The following is a 20843-nucleotide window of genomic DNA, read 5'->3' on the forward strand; positions in this document are numbered from 1 at the left end:
GCATTCATTTGCGTACTCCTCTCGGAAAACGGGTGTCGGGATCCTCGTTTTACTCCAGGAGGCTTACTTCCGTGGCGCCCTTCCATAGTATCTAGATCACATCAAATCGCTGGCTGCAAATCCGTCCGTCGAACCGGGCCAATCTCAGCATTGTCCCAGCAGTCGCCGCACCGACTCATCGACGAGCGCATGCTGTAGGCCTTCAGTGTGTCCTGGAACAGCCCGCTGCAATACTGGCTACCCCGGTCGCTATGGACGATGACGCCAGCCCCTGGACGGCGCCGGAACCACGCCATACGCAGCGCATCGGTGACCAGTTCCGCTTTCATGTGTGGCTGCATCGACCAGCCCACCACCTGCCTGCTGAACAGGTCAATGATGACCGCCAGATAAACCCAGCCTTCAGCCGTCGCACAGTACGTGATGTCGCTCGTCCAGACCTGGTTCGGCGCCGTTGCTGTGAAGTTACGCTCCAACAAGTTCGGCGCCACCGGCAGGTTGTGATTCGAGTTCGTCGTCGCGATGTACTTGCGCTTGTGTCGGGCACGGATGCCATGCTGCGCCAGCAGCTTGCGAACACGCTCCTTGCCCACGCGCACGCCGCGCGCAACGAGCTCTTTCCACATGCGCGGCCAACCATATTCGCCCTTGACCTGCACGTGAATTGCCTTGATGTGCGCGAGCAGGGCATCGTTGCTGATACGGCATCTGTGCGGCTTGTCATCACCGCTGCGCTGCTGGCGCTGATGATATCCGCTGGGACTGATTCCCAGTACTTCGCACAGCATCGAGACTGGCCAGTGGCGTCGATTCCGGTCAATGAACGCGCACTTCACATCAATTCCTTTGCGAAGTACGCCGCGGCTTTTTTTGTGATGTCGAGCTCCATCTTCAGGCGAGACACTTCCCCTCGCCCGGTACAAGGTTGGTCACGGTGAGCTGGCCTAGGCTGGGGCACAAATCGTAGCCAACTTCAGGGCGCGTGTTTGATCGGGTGCGTCGCGTGTACGCCGCTCCCACCGAGCCGCGCCTACGAAGCAATCGGACCGAACTTCTTGCGGCAATCCCCCGACAGGCTGGCGTTGCCGTCGGCATTGATATTGACGACCCCCAATGGTGCGTAATGATGGCCGATGCCGTCGGGGGACTTTGCCAACTGGACGACGATGGCGTTGCCCTGGCTGTCCACACCGGCCTCGGTGGGCCATTCGACGTCGCCGGTGGCGGTGCGCGCGGGGATCAGCCAGTAGTCGCCACTGCGGTACTGGTTGGCGGGGCGGTTGCCGAAAGGCGGCTGGAACTGGATCTGGACTCCGTCTTCGAGTTCGAGCCAGGTGTCGCCGCTTGCTTCGAGAATGAGCGCCGCGTTATCGCTTGCCAGTTGCAGTCCGCCGTCGGCCTGGTCGCCCTCCTTTTGGTCCCAGCGCCGCAAGAGCGGATGGAGCGCCGGGTCGCCCTGAATCGAGGTTGATCCAGAGAGCGTCACGGTTCTGCTACTGCTGTCAATCGCCTGGATCTGAAGCAGCGACTGCGCCTGGTTAGCCAGAACGCTGTCGTCGTCCTGGAGGTCCACCCAATCGCCTTCCTTGATCCCCAGCCTGTCGTCTCGGCCCAGGCTGGCAAGCACCGCGGTGGTCGTGCCGTTGCCGGTGTTGACGCTGACGATGGGGAAGGCCACCGAGCCGTTTTCCCTCGACCATTTGAATGTGGCGGCGCTGGACTTGCCCGCGGTGCTGCCGTCCCATGCCGTGCCCAGGCGGTGGATTTCGACCCGGTAGAGCTGGTTTTCCGGCCCCGTGTAGCGGGCACTTGGGGAGATGATGCAGGGGTCGGCGGAGGCCGTGGTCTGTTTTGCCCTCGACTTGAGGCGGCCCTGGTTGGCGCCGAACAGCCGGGCGAGGAATCCGCTATCGCTGGGCTGGAAGTTGTCGCAGGCGCTGGACTTCTCGCTTTGGATGCCACGCGATCCCGCCAGCGCCTTGACCTGCCAGACGATCTTCGACCGCGCAGCGGTATCGGGGCCGAGGAGCGCCACCTCCCTGATGTCGTCGTCCTCGATATAGGTGATGAGCCGCTCCCAGACGTCCAGGTAGATGAGCGCGTCGCCCTGAGCCAAAGCCGGTGCGCCGGGGAAGTCCGGCTGGGTGAGGTAAGTAACGATCCGCCGCAGCGAAGGCGCCGTCGCGCTGGCGATCGATGGCGCGCCCTGGAGCCCTAGCGTCATCGTGCCCTGGACCGCGGAAGTGATCTGGACGACCGTGGGCTGGAAAGCCGGTTGTACGTTCGGGATCTGCACGGCGTCGAAGATTTCGACCAGCTGGCCGTTGGCGAACGGTATGCCGTCAACGGTCCATTGGTCGACGATGACGCTGACAGTGGTGGCGTTTGCGGGAACGTTGCCGCCTGGGGAGGCAGCCAGGTTCACCACTTGGCCGTCCACGTCGCATGGGATTCCGTCCACGTAATAGCGTCCGGCTCCGATACGGAAGTCGCCTTTGGCCTGGGATTGGGGCAGGGCGGTGAGGGCGAACCCCCAGTCGAGTGTGGGTCCGCCCTGGGGACCGATGATGTCGGCGGCCAAGGTTCGAAGGGCGGCGAGCAACAACTCGCCCTGCTCGTTCCAGTCGGCGTCGAGCTGGACCCGGCCTTGCTGCATCAGGACCCGGTCGAAGTGGCGCAAGGCGTCGAAGGTGTTCCGCGTCAGGTCGGCTTTCACGGCAGTCTCCGGAGATCGGCAGTTTCAGGGTTCAGCTTGCAAACAGGATGCCGGCGTCGAATCCTGCCGGCGAGTATTCGGCAAGGCGCGTCATGAGGTTCGACGCGCGCTGGGGCTGGTACAGGTCATGGAAGACGCCCATTTCGGATTCGTCGTCGGCGCCGGATTTGATTTCGCAGGCGCAAGCGGTGGCCAACTGGCAATAGGTGGGAGTGCCATAGCGACTGCTGGTGAATTCGGGCTCGACCCGCAGCCGCTCCGCGGCCTGCATGCGGTCGCGCTCTTCGGCGTCGATGTCGCCTTTTGGGTACAGCGCGGAAACGGCAGCCAGCACGCCGTCGGGCTGGCATTCGTAGCGGCGCGGCGTTCGCGACCCGGGGGCAACGTAGCAGAAGCGCACGCAGCCCTCCTGGCGCCTGCATACCAGCACCGATCCCATGAAAATGGAGTTCTCGGCGAGTTCAATAGCATGCGCCGCGACCTGGCCGAAGACGGTGCTGCGGGCAATCGTGACGGTGACATACGCGCACAAGCTCTGTGGCGCGCCCAAGGCCGGCTGGTCGTTTGCCGTCGCGTCGACGATGCTGTCGCTGATACGGATTATTCCCGGTTCCTTTTTCGCTTCGTTTCGGTCCACCTGGATTGCGCCGACGATGCTGTGCTCGATGGTGAGGCAATCCGGAGAATCGATCAGGTCGAGGCTGGCATCGGTCGGGCGACGCGGTTTGCAGTCGCATTCGAGGCCCCAGCCGGGAACCAGGGTCGAGTGGCGGATGACGACTCCGGCGATGTCGCCGTCCACCTGAACGCCGCGACCCGTGACAAGGAGACCGTCGAGGACGAACCAGCTTCCTGCTTCGCCGCTCACGGTCAGGTCGTCGGGCGCCGAGGTTTGCCAGTCGAGGAGCCGGATCACCGGCCGGGTGCCGTTGGCCGCCCGCAGTTGCAGGGTCTGTTTCGCCTTGAGGGTGATGGATATGGGCTCGACATAGACGCCGCTGTCCGCGATCTCTACGACCGCGTCGGCGGGCTGGTCCTGGGTCCATCGGGCGAGGGCGTCGCCGATCTTGCCGTACGCCTCGTTCTCACCGACGCGATAGATGGCAGCCCCCGCAGGCTGGGAAATCGGCCGGTCGTATTCGCCGCCGCCGATGTCGGCGGAAAACCCGTAGGCGTACGACACCCAGACCCCCTGCTTCCTCGGTTGGCCAGGCGGGAAGGCGATGCGTCCCAGCTCGGGATCGACCGCGACGGTGTTGGGTAGCGGCCGATAGCTCCAGCCGGAGAGGTCGGCGGCGACAATCTGTCCCGGCGGCACCGGCTGGGGCGGGGTGCCGACCCAGATCGTAAAGCTCCCGTTCGGGCCGTAGTACGACGGAATTCCGGATGTGGACGATTCCGGGTCTTCGCCGGTTTCAAGCCTGGCGAGCCGGCGTCGGGTGATCGGCTCAGGCAGGTTCAACGGAGTAGGTGAGACGCCCGGCGCTGCCGGTTGGGCCAGGGTGTAAAGCGGGCTGTCGTTGCCCAGGACGCTGAAAGTGAAACAGTTGGGCGCGACCTCCTCCAGGCAGCAGGCGGGCGTTCGGGTGACGGTGTAGGGCTTGATCCGCCAGACGAAAACGCCCACTTCCGGGATGTTGAACCTGCCACGCCCCCGGTGCGAGTCGATGCGGCGCACGTCCACTGTGTGCGCCAGTTCGTCGAAAGGCCCGCCCAGGTCGTCGAGGGCGTCGCCATCGCGCAGGTTTGCGGTCCGGCCGCGGCCGGGCTGAAGATAGCTGATGTTCTGGGTCACCGAGAGCAGGCGATAGAACTCGACCGCTTTCGCCGGCCAGCCGCCGACCGCTCGCGCGAGGTCTTCAAGGAGCGACAGGGTGCCCTTGCGGCGCCGGTAGTGGATGGTGTTCGCCACTTCCTGGCGCGGGATAAGCAAGGATTCCTCAGCAAGTCCCCTCGTGGTCGCAGGGTTCGCCAAGTCGTTCGGATTGTTGAGTGGCACGTAGCCGACCAGGGCGCCGATATACGGGACAACCCATTCATCGCAGGTCTCGATGAACCAGTTGTCGTAGAGTCGGGCAATGTCGGCGTCGATGCCATTCACCTGCTCGGAGATCACCTGCAGCAGGGCGCGCAGGGGGTAGCCGCGCTCCGCGTCCCGCAGTTGGTGAATGACCGGCAGCAGTTCATACAGGCGGTCGGGATTTGCGGGCTGGCTTGGGGTGCTCACGATCCGATCTCCGTCAGGATCAGGGTTCCCGGAATGTCCGGGGTCAGGATCACCAGTTCAGCGGGCAGGATGCGCTGGGTCGCGTCGGTGGCGGCTGGGTTGGAGCGCGCCAGTTCAGCTTCGACGTAGTCGTTGAGCTTGAGGGTGGACGCTAGGGTCGCCAGTTGGGCGGCAGTGACCGCTTCGCCGATGCCGTCGAATATCCGCAGGTCCACGTAGTTCACCCCGGGCACCCCCTGCATGATGGCGATGGCCTCCGACGCGAATGCGCTCTGCCCCAGGTCCCGGGCGTCGAAGCCAAAGGCGGCGAGTAGGGTGGCGGTCAGGTTCGTGACGACGGACTCCCACTCGTAATCGGGCTGGAGTGCGATTCGCGCCGAAATGACCAGCAGCTTCAGGCGGCGCAGGGCCAGAAGCACAGCCATCTGGGAGTCGCCATAGGTATTCAGGGTGTCGAACAGGTTGCGATACAGGTCCGAAGTCGCGTCGATGGGAATGTCGCCGGCGCCGGCGATAGTGACATGCACCACCTGGCGGCGGCCGTCCGAGAGTCGCACTGACGACGCCTTGCCGATGCCGGCGAAGCTTCTGGAGAAGTCGGCGTAGTCGACGATCGAAACCAGCCGATCGAGTGCCATGACTGCCAGCGGCGCGTTCACCCGCGCTTGCAACAGGCTGTCGCGGTCTGCGCCGCCGGATGCGGCAAGCGGGTTGATGACGCCCTGGGCGCCTTGGGGGTGGGTCGCCAGTTGGCTGATGCTCCCGGCCGCGACGTTGCCCGCCGCCCCGATCCCGTAGCGGTAGGTCGCCTTGACGTTGGCCGACCCGGTGGGCACGCCAGCGCCGTGGTCGCCGTTGCCGAAGACTACCTGGGTTTGGTCGGTGTCGTCGGTTTCGGTGATAAAGCCGCGCGACGTGGGTGCAAGGCTGAACAGGTCCGGCGCCTCGTTCCATTCGATGTCATTCACACTCACCGTGAGTGTGCTGGCTGCGCCTGCAGGCGTCGCCGCCGCGACATAGGTCAGCGGCTTCTGCCCCAGGCCGAAAGCGAGGAAGGCCTGGCTGGCGTCGCCGTCGCCGAGGACCTCGCCCACCGTCTGGCCGTGGGTCGCCTCGGTGACGTTGCCGTAGATCGCTACCGAACTGCTGTCGTAGCTGTAGGCGAGCTGGTTGGCGAGGGTCAGGATGGTATGCACCGGCGCCGACGAGATTCGCCAGGCGAATACCTGTCCCAGCACGGCGCCAGGGATGGTGCCGCCGGCATAGGGGACGCCGTTCGGGTCCGCCAGCAGGCCGGCGAAGTCGGGGAAATTGCCGGCAAGCTCATCCTGGGTCGGAACGTAGGCATTCACGTAGAGGCCCGGCGCCAGCTGGACCTGGTCGCAGAACTGCTGGTTGGCGTACGTCGCCGGTGGCAACAGGGCGGTCAACTGCGCCAGCCCGGCGGCGTCGCCCGCCAGTTCGCCCACCACCAGCCGGTCGCCCTGAGTGTTGGCGTCGGTGGTATAGACCGACCCCAGGAAGGGAACAAGGTCCGCAGGGAAAAGCGCGCACAGGGGCGCACGGGAGCCCTGGTTCACCGCCGCGACCATGACCAGTTCGCTTGCCGTGACGCCAGTTGTATTGGCAATGTCGGTGCGTTCGCCCGAAACGATGATCCAGCGCCCGGGTTCGATGCCGTCGTAGAGCTGGGCGAGCTCCAGGGTGTCGCCTTCGACGTCTGTGTCCAGGGGCTCATCGGCGAGTTCGAGTTCCTCCGGTTGAGCCCAGATCGTGACTCGCCGCAGGGTGGAGACATCCTCGACATCCGCTACAGCCGCTAAAGCCGCTCCGACCGCGCCGACGGCGGCGGGCGCTGGCGAGGGCGGCACCGTGGCTCCGGACTTCGGCAGCCACCTGCCGGAGGTATCGAGGTCGAGTTGGGTGACGCGGGCGGCCATTCCGTAGTCGGACCGGGATACCGGCCTGACCAATGTGGCCCGGGCGATGATGGGATCGCTGCGGCTCGCCGATACGGATTCTATGTCCTCGCTGTCGAGAATCACCCAGCTGCCGGTAGTGATCTTGTCGTAGCTGGCATCGAGCGAAACCGTGCTGCTCGTGTCGTCGTCCGCCAGTGGCCATTCGAAGTACTGCGGCGTCGAGTTCTGGGTGGCAGCGGCCCGCTGGGGCGCGTTTGCGCCATACGGCGATGCCTTGACCCGAAAGGCATAAACACGGACCTGGCTGGCGGGCGCCGCGATTCCCGACCAGGCCTGGTAGAGCGTGCCGGCGGCTCGGGGCTTGAACGCGGCTAGGAGCCGCGGCGCCGTGTCCGCCTGAGGCGAGAACGTGGCCGCCACCGTCCGTGCCAATCGCAAGGAATTGGCGGGCTGGAGGGAGGGCAGAAGCGCCAAAGAATCGACGATGGACGCGAGCTTGGCAATACCCGATGCGGCAAGTCCCGTTCGGATGGGGACGAACCCAGGCCCGGACACGGGAACGCTGCTGCCGTCGAGATTCTGAACCGAGGGGACCAGGTCGGTCAGCAGGTTCACGAGATCGCTGACCCAGGCCTCGAGCCGGCTGAACTGGCGACGTGCGGCGGCGTCCTGCACCGCCTGAATTGCGGGAATGAGCGCCGAGACGTAGGACGCGGCGGTCGGCAGGTCCGGCGCAGTATTGACGGCACTGATCACGTTGGCGAGGTCGGCAGCGACGCCGGCGGCCAAGTCGCTGCCCGCGAAAATGGTCGATGCCTCGTCAATGAAGGGGTTGAGGGCGTTCGCGACCATCTCCTGGGCATTGTGGCCCTGTCCTTCGAAAAAGGGCTGGCTCAGGATGACCTCGGTGCGGTTTTGCGCCGACTGCGGCGTGACGGTATCGACGAAGCGGAACACCTGCTGGCCCGGCTGGCGCACGCCTTGGGTGTCCACGATCTGCTCGGCGCTGCCGAGTTCGATCAGGAGCGCGTCTCCAGCCTTGAGGTTGGTTGATGTGCCAGCGAAGTACAAGGTGTCCCGGGTTGCTGCGTCGGTTCCCGAGTCGGCCGCCAGGGTGATGACCTGCGGCCGGGCGAGCCGGGGCTGGAGGGTGTTCCAGCTGTCCCGGGTGACGAGGTCGGCGGAAGTCTCGAAGAACTGCGCGGTCTGTCCGGTTCCCGGCTGGCTTTGCGCACGGGTGCCGGCGGGCAGCGTTCCCTGGAATCCGTTGGCGACAGTGAAGGCCAGATAGACGCTGGCGGAAACCCCGGGCCGGAGCGTGTAGCCGGTGAGCCGCGCCAGTTCGAGGACCGATCGCCGCTCCGTCGCGGTCATCAGGTAGCCTTCGTTGGCGATCCGCTCCTGGTAGAAGGTGAGCACGTCGCCGACGAGCGCCCAGGCGTCGAGCAGGGCGATGGCCGGATCGTCGGGAGCGCGGGTGCTGAGCAGGGATAGCGGCCGGATGCGGGTCGTCTTGCCGGAGTCGTCGGTTACGTCCAGGGTGAGCGTGGACAACCGGGCGATCATGGTTTCATAAAAAGTCGCCCAGGTGCCTGCCCGGTAGGCGATCGCCGGCAGCCCGGGCCGGTTCGATTCGATCGAGGGGGTGAGGATCTCGGTGCCTACACAGCAGCCGCAGAGCGAATTCCCGCAGGTCGCTTTCATCTTCCACCCCGCATGTCCAGGGTCAGCCTGCCGTTTTCGGGAAAGTTCGGGTCGCTGTCGAGCCGGGCGATTTCGAGTGGACCCAGGGTGAGAACGCCGCACGGAGGCACTTCGTCGGAGAGCGACTCGCCCGCAACCGGCTCCACAAGTTCCCAGCGTTCGAGCCGGGAGACCTTGACGTTCTGGACGCCGGGAACCGCCTGCGCAGCGGCGACGATGCTGCTGACCATCAGACCGGTGCCGAAGGTCAGGCGGTCGGGATGGAAAAAGCCCAGGCTGCCGTCGGCGAGCACCCGGTTGCTGAAGACGCCCAGCAGTGCCGCTTCTACATGGGCTTGCAGGTATCCGGGCAGGACGCAGACCGTAAGCGCGAGGTCGATGGCAACGTACTCGGCGGGGGACACCAGCAGGTCGTGGCCGATGCGCCGATAGGGTTCGAGGTAGGCGGCGACTTCATCGGTGAGAGACGGCGGTGCGCTTTCCCGGCCCAAGGGGTCGAGAGCGGTGAGCGCAGTCAACCAGCTTCCGGTCCACCGCAGCACGGCCTTTGCGCCCTGGAGCGGAAGAAAGGGTCCGCCGCAGGCGGGACGCTCGGCATGCCGCCTCGTGTTGTCTGCGGCCAGCGCCGCGTAGTCGTCGGCGATGATCGCCCGCTCGATGACGTCACGGAAGGCGTAGGGAGCGAAGCGCTTGACGTCGGCTACCGGCTCGGGGGCGGTGCCGCCGGTGGCGGCCATCGGATTGCCTACGGTGACGGTGATGCCGCTCAAGGTCTCGTTTTCCAGCACCAGGTAGCAGATCGTTCCTGCTCCGACATTGCCCGCCGGGCCGTTGCCGGTGCGGTAGTCGGCGCGGAACATTGTCCCCGCATCGGGTTGGCGTCCGAGGCTGCCGTCGCCGAAGCGCAAGTGTCCGTAGCCGTCGTCGTCCATCTCGACGACGAAAACCCTGTCGTCAGGCCCGGACTCCAGGAGGTCGTAGCGGGGCTGCCAGGTTTCGAGCAGGGCGCTCAAGTCGGCGATCAGATCGGCCTTGAGCGCAGGCGGCATGGGGCTGCCGCCGGTATAGCCGGCAAGCGCCTGGCGCGTCGCGGCGGACAGGCGCGACAGGAGTTCCCGGGTGTTGATATCGGTTTGGGTGATGAGCCGGTAAGCCAGGCCGGTGGGGTCGGCGAGGTCGTCGAAAGTGAACAGCGGCGGGATGGAGCAGGGCGGGGCCGGATCGGCAAGCTCGGGGCACACCGGCGCAGCGGAAATCGCCTTCAGTGAAATGAGCGGCAGCGCCTGACTCGGGTCCTGGGAAATCAATGCCGCGGCGGAAGCGCAGGCCGGAAGCGGAACGCCGAAGCTCAGAGGGCGCTGCGAGAGTGCCGGAGTGAAGCGTTCGGCGACGATGGTCATTCCAGCCGGCTCGCAGTCGCCTGCGCAGCGGGGCGCGGTGGACGCGGTGCCGACAGTTCCCAGCACTTCGCTCTGACTGGCGCCGTTGTCCACCAGCACGACGTTGCCGTAGGCGACGCTGACGTTTTCCAGGCAGTTACAGTCCGGCGGCGGGGCCTTGACCGAAATGCACAAGGGGAAGGTGAGGGCGTCGTCTGGGTCCCATTCGATATCGACCACCGGCGTTCCCGGATAGTCGCCCTGGTGGTACAGCGGATCGATTGCAGGTGTCACTTTGGTCAGCCGCACCGCCTGCCGATGGGCTGGATCGGCATCCGCCGGGTTGCCGGTATTGGGGCCGATGACTTCCTCCAGGATCAGGACGTCTCCGGGTTTGAGCTGCAATACGCGCATCGTCCCCGGCGGATCGCCCGCGACCGTTGCGGAACCCTGTGCCGGATCTGTGGCAGGGGACGGCACCCAGCGGTCGATCAGCGTCGCAGACGTGGTCCCCGGTGCCAGGCAGCACTCGCAGTCGCCCCAGGCATAAAAGCGGATTTCGCTGTGGTCGATGACAAGATCGATCGTCCCGGAACCCGGCAGGAGCGGCAGAAATACGTCGTAGTCGGCAGGCGGCACCGGCTCCAGGTCTGAGGGCGTGAGCAGGGTCCGGTTCGGCACGCCGGGAAAACTCGTGATGAATTCGATTCCGCCAGCGTCAATGGGCTCGAAGGTGTCGGTAGTGACAGTAATCCAGGCGCGGGCGTTGCACCCCTCGTGCATGGCGTAGTCGGTGAGCCGGACGTGGCGCCGTACTGAAATGCGCTGGCGCGCGGTTCCCAGGTAGGCCTCGGTCGCCACCGCGTCCTGGTAGTAGGACAGATAGTCGCCGACGTAGGCCAGCAGTTCGATCAGGGTGATCTCAAGGTCGGGGACGTGGGTTTCCTGCCACTGCGGCATGATCAGCGCCAGCCGGTCGAGGATCAACTGGCGGAAGCTGGCGTAGTCCTTGGCCAGGTAGTTGATCTCGGGCTGCGAGCGTATGGGCGGCGGGCAGGCCTGGGGGACCTTGCAGTCCAGCCCGGTCGGACACGCGGCCTTGAATTTCACGTCCACGCTGGCGTAGCGCGGGTCAAATCCCGCCATGGGCAAGGAGGTGGGCTTACCGTGGTCGTCCACGGCGACCACCGACAGCACATAGACCGAAAAGTCTCCCGGCTTGTCCACCGCCACTTCCATGAAGTCGTCTAGGGTCGTGTCGGTCTGGCGATGGATCTGAAGTCCAACGATGGCGACATCGCGAATGCGCCTGCCGCCGGTCAGCGTCAGGTTGGCCATTTCGATTCGCTGCGGCGCGCGGCCGAGGAACCAGACAACCAGCGTGCGCTGGTCGTCGCTCGGCTCGGCGAAATCGAGCCCGAACAGGGGCGCCTTGCGCACATCGCGCCGCCGCCGCTCGTCCTTGCATACCGTCTGGCAGGTCGTCGTCATCGCTTGCTCCGCTCAACTCGCACCGCTTTTCTGGAAGGTCTCGGTTTGCACTTCCTGGGTGCGCCGGATCATGTACTTGACGGTCACCGTCAGGGTCGAATCCACTGCGCTCACTTCCAGGTTCAGGAGATCGATCAGGTCTCCCAGGTAGCGCTGCAGCGCTGCCTGCAGGGTGAATTGCAGCGCTGCAGCGAGTTCGGCGGACAGCGGCGCGAAGACCATCTGCATCAGACCGCTGCCGAAGTCGGGCCGGTTCACGCGCTCGCCCGGGTTGGTGAACAGCAACTCCTCGATCATGTCGCGGATGTGGTCTTTCATATCCGTGGCGGCGGTGCGGCCCCGGGAGTCGAAATGGAAGGGGAAGTCGATGTTCATGGCGTGCCTCAGGTGGCTCTCGGGTGGCTCTCAGGTAGCGGTTACCCGGGTCTGGGTGGCTGCGATGATGAGCGGGGTGCCCGACGGTGCGCACAGACCGACGCTCGACAGGATCACCAAGGGCTGGCCGTTCGACGTGACCCGCACGGTGCCGACAGTCCATTGCCCTGTGGCGCAGGGGCCGTTGCCGGAGGGCGGCGGCGGCAGGGTGCAGCCGGCGACCGCGTAGGGCCCGGCGATCGTCACGGTCGGCTGGCCCATGACCAGGACGCGGGGGTTGGGTACGGTCGGCTGGGCCTGCCCGCCGTGGGAGCAGGTGACCGTCGCGCCGACATGGACCAGGAATCCGGGCATGCTGTTCTCCGCGTATTCGTCGGGTCACCGTCAAGTCACCACTAGGGCGCCGGCGTTCACCGTCACCGTCGGCCCAGTCATGACGATGCTCGCGCCCTTGCCGTTCTGGATGTAGATGCCGGTGTCGTTGACGATGATGGTTGCGCCGGTCGCGCTCTTCAGCATGATGCCGCCGGTGGGGCCGGGCAGATCGCTGATGACGACCGCGTTCTGGAGCGTCGTCTGGATGACGATGTTGGGGTCTCCCGGAACGCCAGCCAACGCCAGCGCCGGCACTTCGGCTGCGGTGCCCCACCAGCCGCCGCTCCACACTGGCCGGTCCGGGTCGCCTGCCTCGAACTGGATCCAGACGCCGGCGCCGACCTGGGGCACCATGAAGGTTCCCATCTGCTTGCCAGCGAGCGGCACGCAGGGCGTGGCCCAGGTGGACGGCGTGATGCCGCCGGCGTCGGGCACCGTCGCCATGATGCGCCCGAGCTGCATCGGGTCCACGTTGTTCATCACCGTGCCCCGGTAGATGCCAAAGTATTGCGGGCCGTCCCTCATTTCGCCCCTCCGTCCGCGTTACGGGCTCACCGACGAGACCGACGAGCCGGTGCCACCCCGGCTCAGGGTGAAGCTCTGCTTGTACTCGCCGCGCTTGATGCTGTGGCTAACGCTCTTGACGTAATACTTGCCGTCGTAATAATTGCCGGCGCCGCGTACCGCGGCGAGCTGGCGGGCCTTGAAAACGTGGCCGAAGCGCAGCACGTCGAGCGACCCGTTGGCGCTGATGGCGTCAACGGTCTGGAATTCCGAGGCCAGACCGGCGAGCGCGGCGCCGGCGGGGCTTTCGTTGGCCATCGGTTTCAACTGGACGCTGCGCAGCGGCGTTGGCGCATGGGCGGCGAGCGGCGCCTTCAGCAGATCGATGTTGGGCACCGGGATGGGGATGGGTATTTTGGTGATGGGCTCGATGATGGTGACCAGGTACTGGGTCGCCAGGGTGCCGTCGTAGGAAAAGCTGATCGAATCCAGATTGGTGCTGGCGTCCAGATTGATCGACAGCGCGGGCTGGGGACCGCCGAACAGCTTGCTCAGGTCGGGTCCCCAGTACGCCAGGCTCTTGCCGGGAGTCGGCCCCGGGTCCAGGTAAAAAACGGCGCCGTCGTTTTTTGCCAGGGTCGTGACGAAGCGGTAGTCGGTGCCCTGTTGCTTGATGAAGCGCTCGAGGGGATTCTCGAAAGTGGGGATGCTCGCCGGCAGCGCGAGTGGAGTGACGCCGAGGACGGCGTACTTGGCGAGAATCGCCTCGACGATGACGAAGTTGGGCAGCGCCGGGTAGGGGATGCCGGTCAGGTCGATGAAATCCATGAGCGCGGTCAGGTCGAGCCCGGTGATCGACAGGGTCGATTTCCCGGCGGCGCTGCTGGGAGCCAGTTCCTGCCGGGTGATGATGCCGTCCATCAGCACTTCGGTCGCGCCGTTGACGGTGACGGCAATGACGACCCGCTGGCGCGGATCGAACTTGCCGGCGTCGTGCATCTGGCGCACCAGAGAATTCTTGCCCAGGCTGAACTTCAGTTGGAACCCGCCTTGGGCACCCACGGTGGAACTGACCGAGACCTCCTGCAGCGCCTCGATCACGGGCTCGGGGACCGGGCTCGCGTTGAACCCGCCCATCAAGAGGGTGAGGTAAAAGCCCCGGTTCACATCGAGCTCCCGGTGACGCCTTCGGGCAGCGTGATGGCCACCGTTGCGCCCGGGGTCGCCGTCAGGTCGTCGGGGCGCATCGCCCGGTTGGCATCGCACAGACGCCAGAACAGCGTCGCATCGCCGAGGTATTGCCCGGCGAGCCGATCGAGCCGATCGTCCTGGACGACGGTGTGCTCCTGGATGACCTGGAAGCGCTCGGGCGGAGGAACGAAGCGGCGCAGCAGGTAGACGATGGGCTTTTCGCAGCCCGGCGGCGACAGCATCGAAGTCGGCAGTCCGAAATATCGGCTGTTTGGCGCGAACAGGTTGTTCTGCAGCGAAGTCTGCGCCAGCAGTGCCGCCACCGGGTCGTTGAAGAGGGGATCGCTCATGATATTCCGCTGATACCGAGTGCGCTAAAGGTGCCGCCCTGGAACTTGCCTGCCAGGTTTTCCTTCTGCCTCTGGTAGGCCATGTAAAGGCTGCCGCTCTTGTCAGAAAATTCGAGGTCGTCGATGGTGAGCACCCGAAGGCCCAGGCTGACCTTGGCACGCAGCGGATTCAACGCCGGGTCGAAGGCTTCCTCGGTGATCGAGAGTTCGGTGATGCGCACCGGCGCGATCCGGCTCGCGCTCCACACGAACAGGGTGAATGGCGCCAGCATGGGCATGATCTCGAGCACCCCCTGCTGCGCCAGGTTGAAATTGTTCTGGAGCGTGCTGCTCGCCGGATAGACGATGGTTTCAAGGGCGGCAAGATGGGGCGCGATGCCGAACTGCAGGGTCGCAGCATCCCCCGCCTCCAGTTGGTCGGTGGCGTCGATCTCGGCGTCGAGCTTGATCGTCTCCACCGGCGGGCCGGTCAGCCGCAGCGCCTCGGACCGGTCGCCGCCTTCCTCGGCGCCCTTGATCTTGAGCGTGCGGCTCAACGTGTCCGGGTTGTACTGGAGGACGATGATGCCGTTGGGCAACAAGGTGAACTGGTCCGGATCGAGCAGGACAATGCCGCCCTTCAGCACACGGGGGGAACCGGGAAAGGCGCTCATTTCGCCGGACTCCCGCCGCCCGCCTTCTGCGGTCCGGGGGCTGGCGCAGGCTGCTGGACGCCAGCGGGCGTGCCCGCAGGGGGCGCCAGATCGACCGTGACCACAGCCCGGTCTGAGGTGGAACCGTCCGCCTTCTTGACGTCGGCGGGGTAGAAGTTCGTCGAAACGATCGGGATACCATCGGCGCTCACCGTCACGCTGCCGCTGAATCGCTGGATCGGCGTGCTTGTCTTCGTCCTCGGCGCAACATTGGTTCCGCTGATCAGGAAGCGCACCGCTCCGATGCGCATGTCCTTCTCCTTTTTGTCTTGCGGCTTGGGCGCTGGAGGCGCTTCGACCGGTTTGAGGAAAAGGCTGAGGTTAGCGGCTCCGGATCCGCCGAGATATCCCTTCGCCGGACCATCCTGCAGGTAGCCGCTCGTCACATCTATGCCGTTCTTACTGAGGGAGGTGTTGAACGTGGCGAAGTTGTCCTTTCCCTGCGAGACTCTGAGAAGTGTGAGGGTTACTTCCTTTGGATCTCCCGCCTTGGCCAAGGACCCGTGCGGCGCGAGGGCCTTCGGGACATCCGGGTAGCCGCCGCCATTGTTGACGACGATGCCTCCGGTCGTCGGTGCCGGTATGGGCGGGTTCTCAGCCACCGCCAGAGCTTCCTTCGCGACGTCGAGGTTGGCTTGCGCAATGCCGGTCTGCTTCTGAGCCTCTGCCGCCTGCTTGTCTGCCGCATCCGCCTGCCGGCTCGCGTAGTGCAGGCCGATCGCTGCAAACACGGCGCTGCCAAGGCTGGCCACTCCGCCTGCGATGTTTGCGCCTGCAACGGCTCCCGAGGTCGCGGCGCTCAGGTCGGTGTCGGACCGCTGGATGCGGATGGCTGACCTGTCGGGAGTGAACGCGGGCACGGATCGGTGCCCGGATTCGTCGCCGTGGAAATCGCCGGTGCCGGTGATGGCCGCCGAATGCCGACGTGCCGCGGCTTCATAGGCGTCGCCTGGCGAACTGACTGACAGCCCGTCTCCTGCAGCGACTCCCGCCACCGGCCCTTGGGACTGTTGGACGACGTGGGTCAGCTCGTGGGCCATGAGGCGGTCGCCGGCGGCGGAACCCGGGGAGGGCTGGCCGCTGGCGAAAACGATATGGGAACCGGCCGTATAGGCGTTGGCGCCGACCGAGCGGGCTGAGTCGGCGGCGCGATCGTCGGCATGGACCCGCACCTGGCTGAAGTCGTAGCCGAACCGGGGCTCCATCGTTTCCCGGGTGGCTGAATCGAGTGGCGTTCCCGGCGATTCGACCACCGAGCGCACCCGCTCCGGCGCGTCGTGGTCAATCGCCGGACCAGCGGCGTCGCGCTGAATGCAGACGTGGCGGCCCAGAGTCGGCGAACGTTCGAACGCTCCGGTGCTGCCCCGGTTCGGAGTCGACTGACCTTGAGACTTGGTAAGCGATGCGCCCTGCTTGCTCATGGCATCTTTCCTTTCTTTGCCGCGCCGGCACCCGCGAGTGCCCCGTGCACTGAGTGGGCGATGGCCTGCCCCAAGCCATGGCCAGTGGCCGATCTGTTGCCGGTAGCTTGCAGCGGGGGCGCGTCGATCCTTGCAAGACGCCTGCCTGCCGCCAGTTCGGGGCCAAGACTGGACCTCGCCAGGAGCCGCGCCAGTTCGGACTCGACTGCGGCGCGCAGCCGCGCCGCCTCCGCTGCCCGGGATCCCGACGGCAGCGGCATGCTATCGAGCACCAGACGGTCGATATGGACGCGGATTTTCATGCGGCCCCCAGCTTTCCCTGACGCCTGAACTCAATCTCGTTCACGGTCCGGCCTAGTTTCTTCAGTTCGGCGCGGGAGGCGTCCAGCACCAGAGCCTGGGTCACCGGCGTTCCCGCGTGAGCGGCGGTGAAGGCAGCATTGAGCGCAATGCTGTGGATGTTGCCGCCGGTGAGGTTCAACTGGGCCAGGGCATCGAAATCGAGTCCGGAGGTCGGCGTCTTGGCCGGAAAAACCTTCTCCCACATGGACTTGCGTTCGGCATATGCCGGGAATGGGAAGGTGACGATGAATCGCAGGCGGCGCAGGAAGGCCTGGTCGAGGGCGCTTTTCAGGTTGGTCGCCAGGATGGCGAGGCCCCGGTAAGCTTCCATGCGCTGCAGCAGGTAGTTGATCTCGATATTGGCGTAGCGGTCGTGGCTGTCCTTGACTTCGCTGCGCTTGCCGAACAGGGCGTCGGCTTCATCGAAAAACAGGATTGCGCCGCCGTCCTCCGCCGCGTCGAACAGCCGGCGCAGGTTCTTTTCCGTCTCGCCGATGTACTTGCTTACCACTGCCGACAGGTCGATGCGGTAGAGGTTGAGCCGCAGTTCGCTGGCGATGACTTCGGCGGCCATGGTCTTGCCGGTTCCCGACTCGCCGGCAAAAAGCGCGCTGATTCCCAGTCCGCGGCTCATCCGATCGGCAAATCCCCAACTGCGATAGACCTGGCTGCGCGAGTCCACCTGGCCTGCAATCTGGTGCAACAGCGACGATTCCGCAGCGGGCAGCACGAGGTCATCCCAGCCCGCCTTGGGGATAAGCCGCTGGGCAAGCTGGTCGAGTCGCGGCCGGGTCACTTCGAGGCAGGCGTCCCACAGCCGCTCTGCCGGCGCTGCACTGCCTGCCCCTTCGTCTGCGGCGACCGTTTTGGCGATGCGACGGATGTCTTCGACGCCGAGCTTGAACTGTGACGCGAGCTGGGGGGCGATCGGGGGTGGCGGCGAACCGCTCTGTCCCAGGACCGGGCCGAGAACGGCAATCCACAGCGCTTCCTGTTCGTCGGTGTCGGGTTTGTCGACATCGACTACAAAGGAGTCACGCGCGGCCAACGGAACAGGTTCGGCCGCGTCGGCGAATGAGACGCCGCCGATTTCCGATAACAACCGGCCCAATTCAGCCGGCGTCCGGGGGCCGGCTTCGGTCCGAGGCGCATCGACGTAAAGCGCCAATGGCAGCATCACGCTTTCCCTCTGCCAGAGACGCTGCAGAGTTTCCAGTTCGTGTGCGTCCGCCGGAATGGCTTCCGCCGGCAGCCGATAGAGATGGACGCCCAGCCGGCGCGCCACCAGCGCCGCAATGAACGCTTTGCTGGCGCTGTCGCGGCCGGCTAGTTGCACCAGCGGGAACATCCCGGCCGGCGCCGCCGACTGCAGCCTATGAATGATGGCGTCCACCTGTGCGGCATACGAGGGCGGCAGGTTGTCGTCATCGGCTGCGGGGACGGCGCTCACCAGCATGGCGAGCCGGTCGTCCAGGTAATCCATGCCCTGGATGAAATGGACGATGCGCTCGTCGGCACGGATCGGGCTTACCGACAGAGGGTGGCTGCGGGACTGGTGGATCTCGATCAGGCGCCAGTAGCGCAAGGGATTCTGCGGAGACAGGGCGTCCCAGGCGGCATTGTCGAACAGTGCCAGGGCGAGCGCGAAAGTCGGGTAGGCGTGCCCCGTGTGGCCCTGAGCACGCTCGCAAAGGCCGGCGATGTCCGGGTCCAGTTCCATCGCCGTACAGAGCAGCAGGATTTCCCGTTCGAACTGGGAGAGCCCGAGCAGTGCCGACAACCGCATCAGCACCGGCGCGGGGTTGGTCTGGGCGGCGGCAGCGGCGTATTCCGCTTCGGCGCGCGCCAGGGCGTCGTCTCGGGCCGGCGCAGGCAGGGGCTGCGGCGCATGGGGGGCGCGCTCTTCGGGCGCCACGGCCCCGGGAGAGCGCCTTTGCCACCAGTGGGCGGGCCCAGTTCTGGGGGCCGGGGGTGGAGCAGGCAGTCCTGGCGCCGGATATTCCCTCGATTCACCTGGGTGCCGGCGACCGTGGTGTTCGAGCTTCATCTTTAGCCAGGCGAGCGCCGCAGCCAGGTAGCGCGAATTCACTTCCTGCCAGGTGGGAGCGGTGGCGGTGTTCATGTGATCGTTACCTGTTGCGTCGTATCGAACACCGGCGGCGACACCGAGTTGTCTACGAGCAGGCTGTCCACGCCGTCCACCCGCAGCCGCACAAAATAGCTGCCGGCCGTCAGGGTTACGGTGGCAGCGAGGCTGCCAGTCGCTGCCGCGACGTCGGCCAGCGCGACGTCCTGGTCGGAGACAAGGAAAGATGCGTGCTGGCCGGGCCACAGCCAGGGGCTGCACGAAATGGCAAAGGCGACGCTGCCGGCAGGGGCGCTCTTGGGTGTGACGACGATGGCAGGCGCAAGGGAAAAAGACAGGGCGTTGGTCGTTCGCCGGAAGCTCTCGCCGGGGCGCTGGACGGCGAAGGCGATCGAATACGTTCCCGCAGGCCAGGCGGCAGGCTGGCCGGGGGGGATGCGTACCGTGACTTTGGTCGAGGTGGAACCCGGCTGGGGCGCAAGTTCGACGGGCTGAGACCAGAGGGGGTGGTCAAAAATGACGCCGAGGAGGGTGCCGTCGAGGAGCGCGCCCGATAGCGTCAGCAGGTCGCCTAGGCGCGCGCTTGCCTGCTGGCCCGGCGGCTGGATCTGAGAGAGGGCCGGGAAGGGCGGCAGCAGATTGCCCTGGGAAATGGGGCCTTTGTCCTGGGGACCCCGGGTCAACACTGGTAAGGGCGTCTTCACCGGCTGGGTGCTGTCGATCAGCGCCACTGAAATTTCGTAGCCCACCGACAACCGGTACTGGGTGGCAAATCCGGTCCACAGCTTGGATATCTGCTCGATATCGAGGGGCTGGAGGGTGATGCGCACCCGCTCCACCTGCCGCTCCAGGTCGCTGCCGGGAAAGGCAAGGCGGATTTCGTCGGGACCCAGCAGCGCATGGTCGTAAAGCAGACTCATCGCCCGGCCCATCAGGTGATGGTCGAAGGGCTGGCTGTTGTCGTTTTCGCGGCCGAACACGGTGACGAGGTAGTGGAGGTTGATCGCCAGCGGAGGCACCCCCGTCTCGCCGGGTTTCACCAGACCCGGCACATCCATGTTGCGCCAGGCAGCATTGGGCAGGATCTGGTAAAGGAAAAGATTAAGCTGGTTGCTGGTGATCGTTCCCCGCGCCTTGTCCGGCGGCAGCCCGGTGATGGCGGTATCCGCCAGGTCCGGGTCGGCGTGGATGCCGTTGCCCAGGATCGCCTCCAGGGTCGCAGTCGTTGCCGCGATGGCGAGGGCATTGCTCATGATCTGCCCGGTCCCGTTGACGCACTCCGCCGCTGGCGCAGGTACTCGTCAAGCGTCATGACCGCCGGCCTTGCCGCTTCCTTGCGGCTGGACGGCCGGGATTCGGCGCCGCGGATTTCGATCCGGCCGATGCTGACCTCGACCACCGTCTCGCTCGCGGGCACAGGCTGTTTGGCGCCGTGGTGCGGCGCGCGTTCGTCCTTCGGCTGGTTCCGCTGCCCTGCGACCGATGCCGCGATCCGGGCCAGGAGTTCGGCAGGCAGTGCCGGGGCGGTCAGCGTCACCGGCGCATTGGCCAGACCCCGCGGCGAAGGCGGCGCGCGCAGGGTGTCCGCGACGTTTCCGGGAGCGGCGGCAGAATCCGGCCTGCGCGCAGCGGAAGGGGGGAGGCTGACCGCGCTTTCAGTCAGGCGGGGTCGCAATGCCGAATCCGGCGGGCGATCCCCGTCGGCAGCATCGGGCTCAAGGCGACGGGGCGCCAGGAACCGGGGCGGAGCGGCCGGTTCGTGTCTGACCGGGACTGGCGTCTGTGCCTCGACCTGCGCTGGCGGGCGGCAGGCCTCGAAGTCCTCCTGTGGCCGCTGTGGAATCGCTTCGTGCGTGGGTGCCGTGCTCGGGACATCGGAACCTTGGCGCGCCACCGCGATCCGGGACGCGGGGGCATCGAAATCCTCTGCCGGGCCGGAATCGATTGCCGGCAGGCTCGGGGCGGAGGTGACCAGCGGTTCGAACAGCCCTGGCAGCCTCGGCCGGATCGATTCAGGCGGAACCGCCAGGCTGCGTTCCGCCAGCCGGGAGAAGAAGTCGCTCATGCG

Annotated in this window: 15 protein-coding genes and 1 pseudogene; all 16 read right to left on the minus strand. The window is 65.9% G+C overall.

Features of this window, described 5'->3' with window-relative positions; translation table 11 throughout:
• Positions 1-146: 146 nt before the first annotated feature.
• Positions 147-913 (minus strand): annotated as a pseudogene (locus tag HDG32_RS34535) (IS3 family transposase); the annotation flags it as partial.
• A gap of 117 nt (positions 914-1030) precedes the next feature.
• Positions 1031-2716, minus strand: coding sequence for a DUF6519 domain-containing protein (locus tag HDG32_RS34540; protein WP_184074151.1), 1686 nt, complete (start codon positions 2714-2716; stop codon positions 1031-1033).
• Positions 2717-2747: 31 nt separating this feature from the next.
• The gene (locus tag HDG32_RS34545; protein ID WP_184074152.1) at positions 2748-4943 is read right to left on the minus strand and encodes a hypothetical protein; all 2196 of its coding nucleotides are present in this window, start codon (positions 4941-4943) and stop codon (positions 2748-2750) included.
• Positions 4940-8569 (minus strand): putative baseplate assembly protein, encoded by a 3630-nt coding sequence (locus HDG32_RS34550; protein WP_184074154.1) that lies wholly within the window; start codon positions 8567-8569, stop codon positions 4940-4942. Before HDG32_RS34550 ends, HDG32_RS34545 begins: the two co-directional genes overlap by 4 nt.
• Positions 8566-11439, minus strand: a complete 2874-nt coding sequence (locus tag HDG32_RS34555; RefSeq protein WP_184074156.1) for a putative baseplate assembly protein — start codon at positions 11437-11439, stop codon at positions 8566-8568. The genes HDG32_RS34550 and HDG32_RS34555 overlap by 4 nt, the downstream gene beginning before the upstream one ends.
• Before the next feature lie 12 nt (positions 11440-11451).
• Positions 11452-11814: a GPW/gp25 family protein gene (locus tag HDG32_RS34560; RefSeq protein ID WP_184074158.1), complete on the minus strand. Its 363-nt coding sequence runs from the start codon at positions 11812-11814 to the stop codon at positions 11452-11454.
• A gap of 30 nt (positions 11815-11844) precedes the next feature.
• Positions 11845-12168 (minus strand): hypothetical protein, encoded by a 324-nt coding sequence (locus HDG32_RS34565; RefSeq protein ID WP_184074160.1) that lies wholly within the window; start codon positions 12166-12168, stop codon positions 11845-11847.
• A gap of 30 nt (positions 12169-12198) precedes the next feature.
• On the minus strand, positions 12199-12714 hold the full coding sequence (locus tag HDG32_RS34570) for a phage baseplate assembly protein V (RefSeq protein ID WP_175197592.1): 516 nt from the start codon (positions 12712-12714) through the stop codon (positions 12199-12201).
• Between the two features lie 18 nt (positions 12715-12732).
• Positions 12733-13860, minus strand: a complete 1128-nt coding sequence (locus tag HDG32_RS34575) for a hypothetical protein (protein WP_184074162.1) — start codon at positions 13858-13860, stop codon at positions 12733-12735.
• Positions 13857-14234: a LysM domain-containing protein gene (locus HDG32_RS34580; protein WP_184074178.1), complete on the minus strand. Its 378-nt coding sequence runs from the start codon at positions 14232-14234 to the stop codon at positions 13857-13859. Before HDG32_RS34580 ends, HDG32_RS34575 begins: the two co-directional genes overlap by 4 nt.
• Entirely contained in the window at positions 14231-14887 is a 657-nt protein-coding gene (locus HDG32_RS34585; protein WP_184074180.1) for a hypothetical protein, read from the minus strand. The genes HDG32_RS34580 and HDG32_RS34585 overlap by 4 nt, the downstream gene beginning before the upstream one ends.
• The gene (locus HDG32_RS34590; RefSeq protein WP_184074182.1) at positions 14884-16347 is read right to left on the minus strand and encodes a DUF4157 domain-containing protein; all 1464 of its coding nucleotides are present in this window, start codon (positions 16345-16347) and stop codon (positions 14884-14886) included. The genes HDG32_RS34585 and HDG32_RS34590 overlap by 4 nt, the downstream gene beginning before the upstream one ends.
• On the minus strand, positions 16344-16649 hold the full coding sequence (locus tag HDG32_RS34595; protein ID WP_184074184.1) for a hypothetical protein: 306 nt from the start codon (positions 16647-16649) through the stop codon (positions 16344-16346). The genes HDG32_RS34590 and HDG32_RS34595 overlap by 4 nt, the downstream gene beginning before the upstream one ends.
• Positions 16646-18811 (minus strand): ATP-binding protein, encoded by a 2166-nt coding sequence (locus HDG32_RS34600; protein WP_184074186.1) that lies wholly within the window; start codon positions 18809-18811, stop codon positions 16646-16648. The genes HDG32_RS34595 and HDG32_RS34600 overlap by 4 nt, the downstream gene beginning before the upstream one ends.
• Entirely contained in the window at positions 18808-20028 is a 1221-nt protein-coding gene (locus tag HDG32_RS34605) for a DUF4255 domain-containing protein (RefSeq protein ID WP_184074188.1), read from the minus strand. The genes HDG32_RS34600 and HDG32_RS34605 overlap by 4 nt, the downstream gene beginning before the upstream one ends.
• Positions 20025-20840: a hypothetical protein gene (locus HDG32_RS34610; protein WP_184074190.1), complete on the minus strand. Its 816-nt coding sequence runs from the start codon at positions 20838-20840 to the stop codon at positions 20025-20027. Before HDG32_RS34610 ends, HDG32_RS34605 begins: the two co-directional genes overlap by 4 nt.
• Between the last annotated feature and the right edge of the window lie 3 nt (positions 20841-20843).

It is taken from the genome of Paraburkholderia sp. CI2, assembly GCF_014201055.1.
Lineage (GTDB): Bacteria > Pseudomonadota > Gammaproteobacteria > Burkholderiales > Burkholderiaceae > Paraburkholderia > Paraburkholderia tuberum.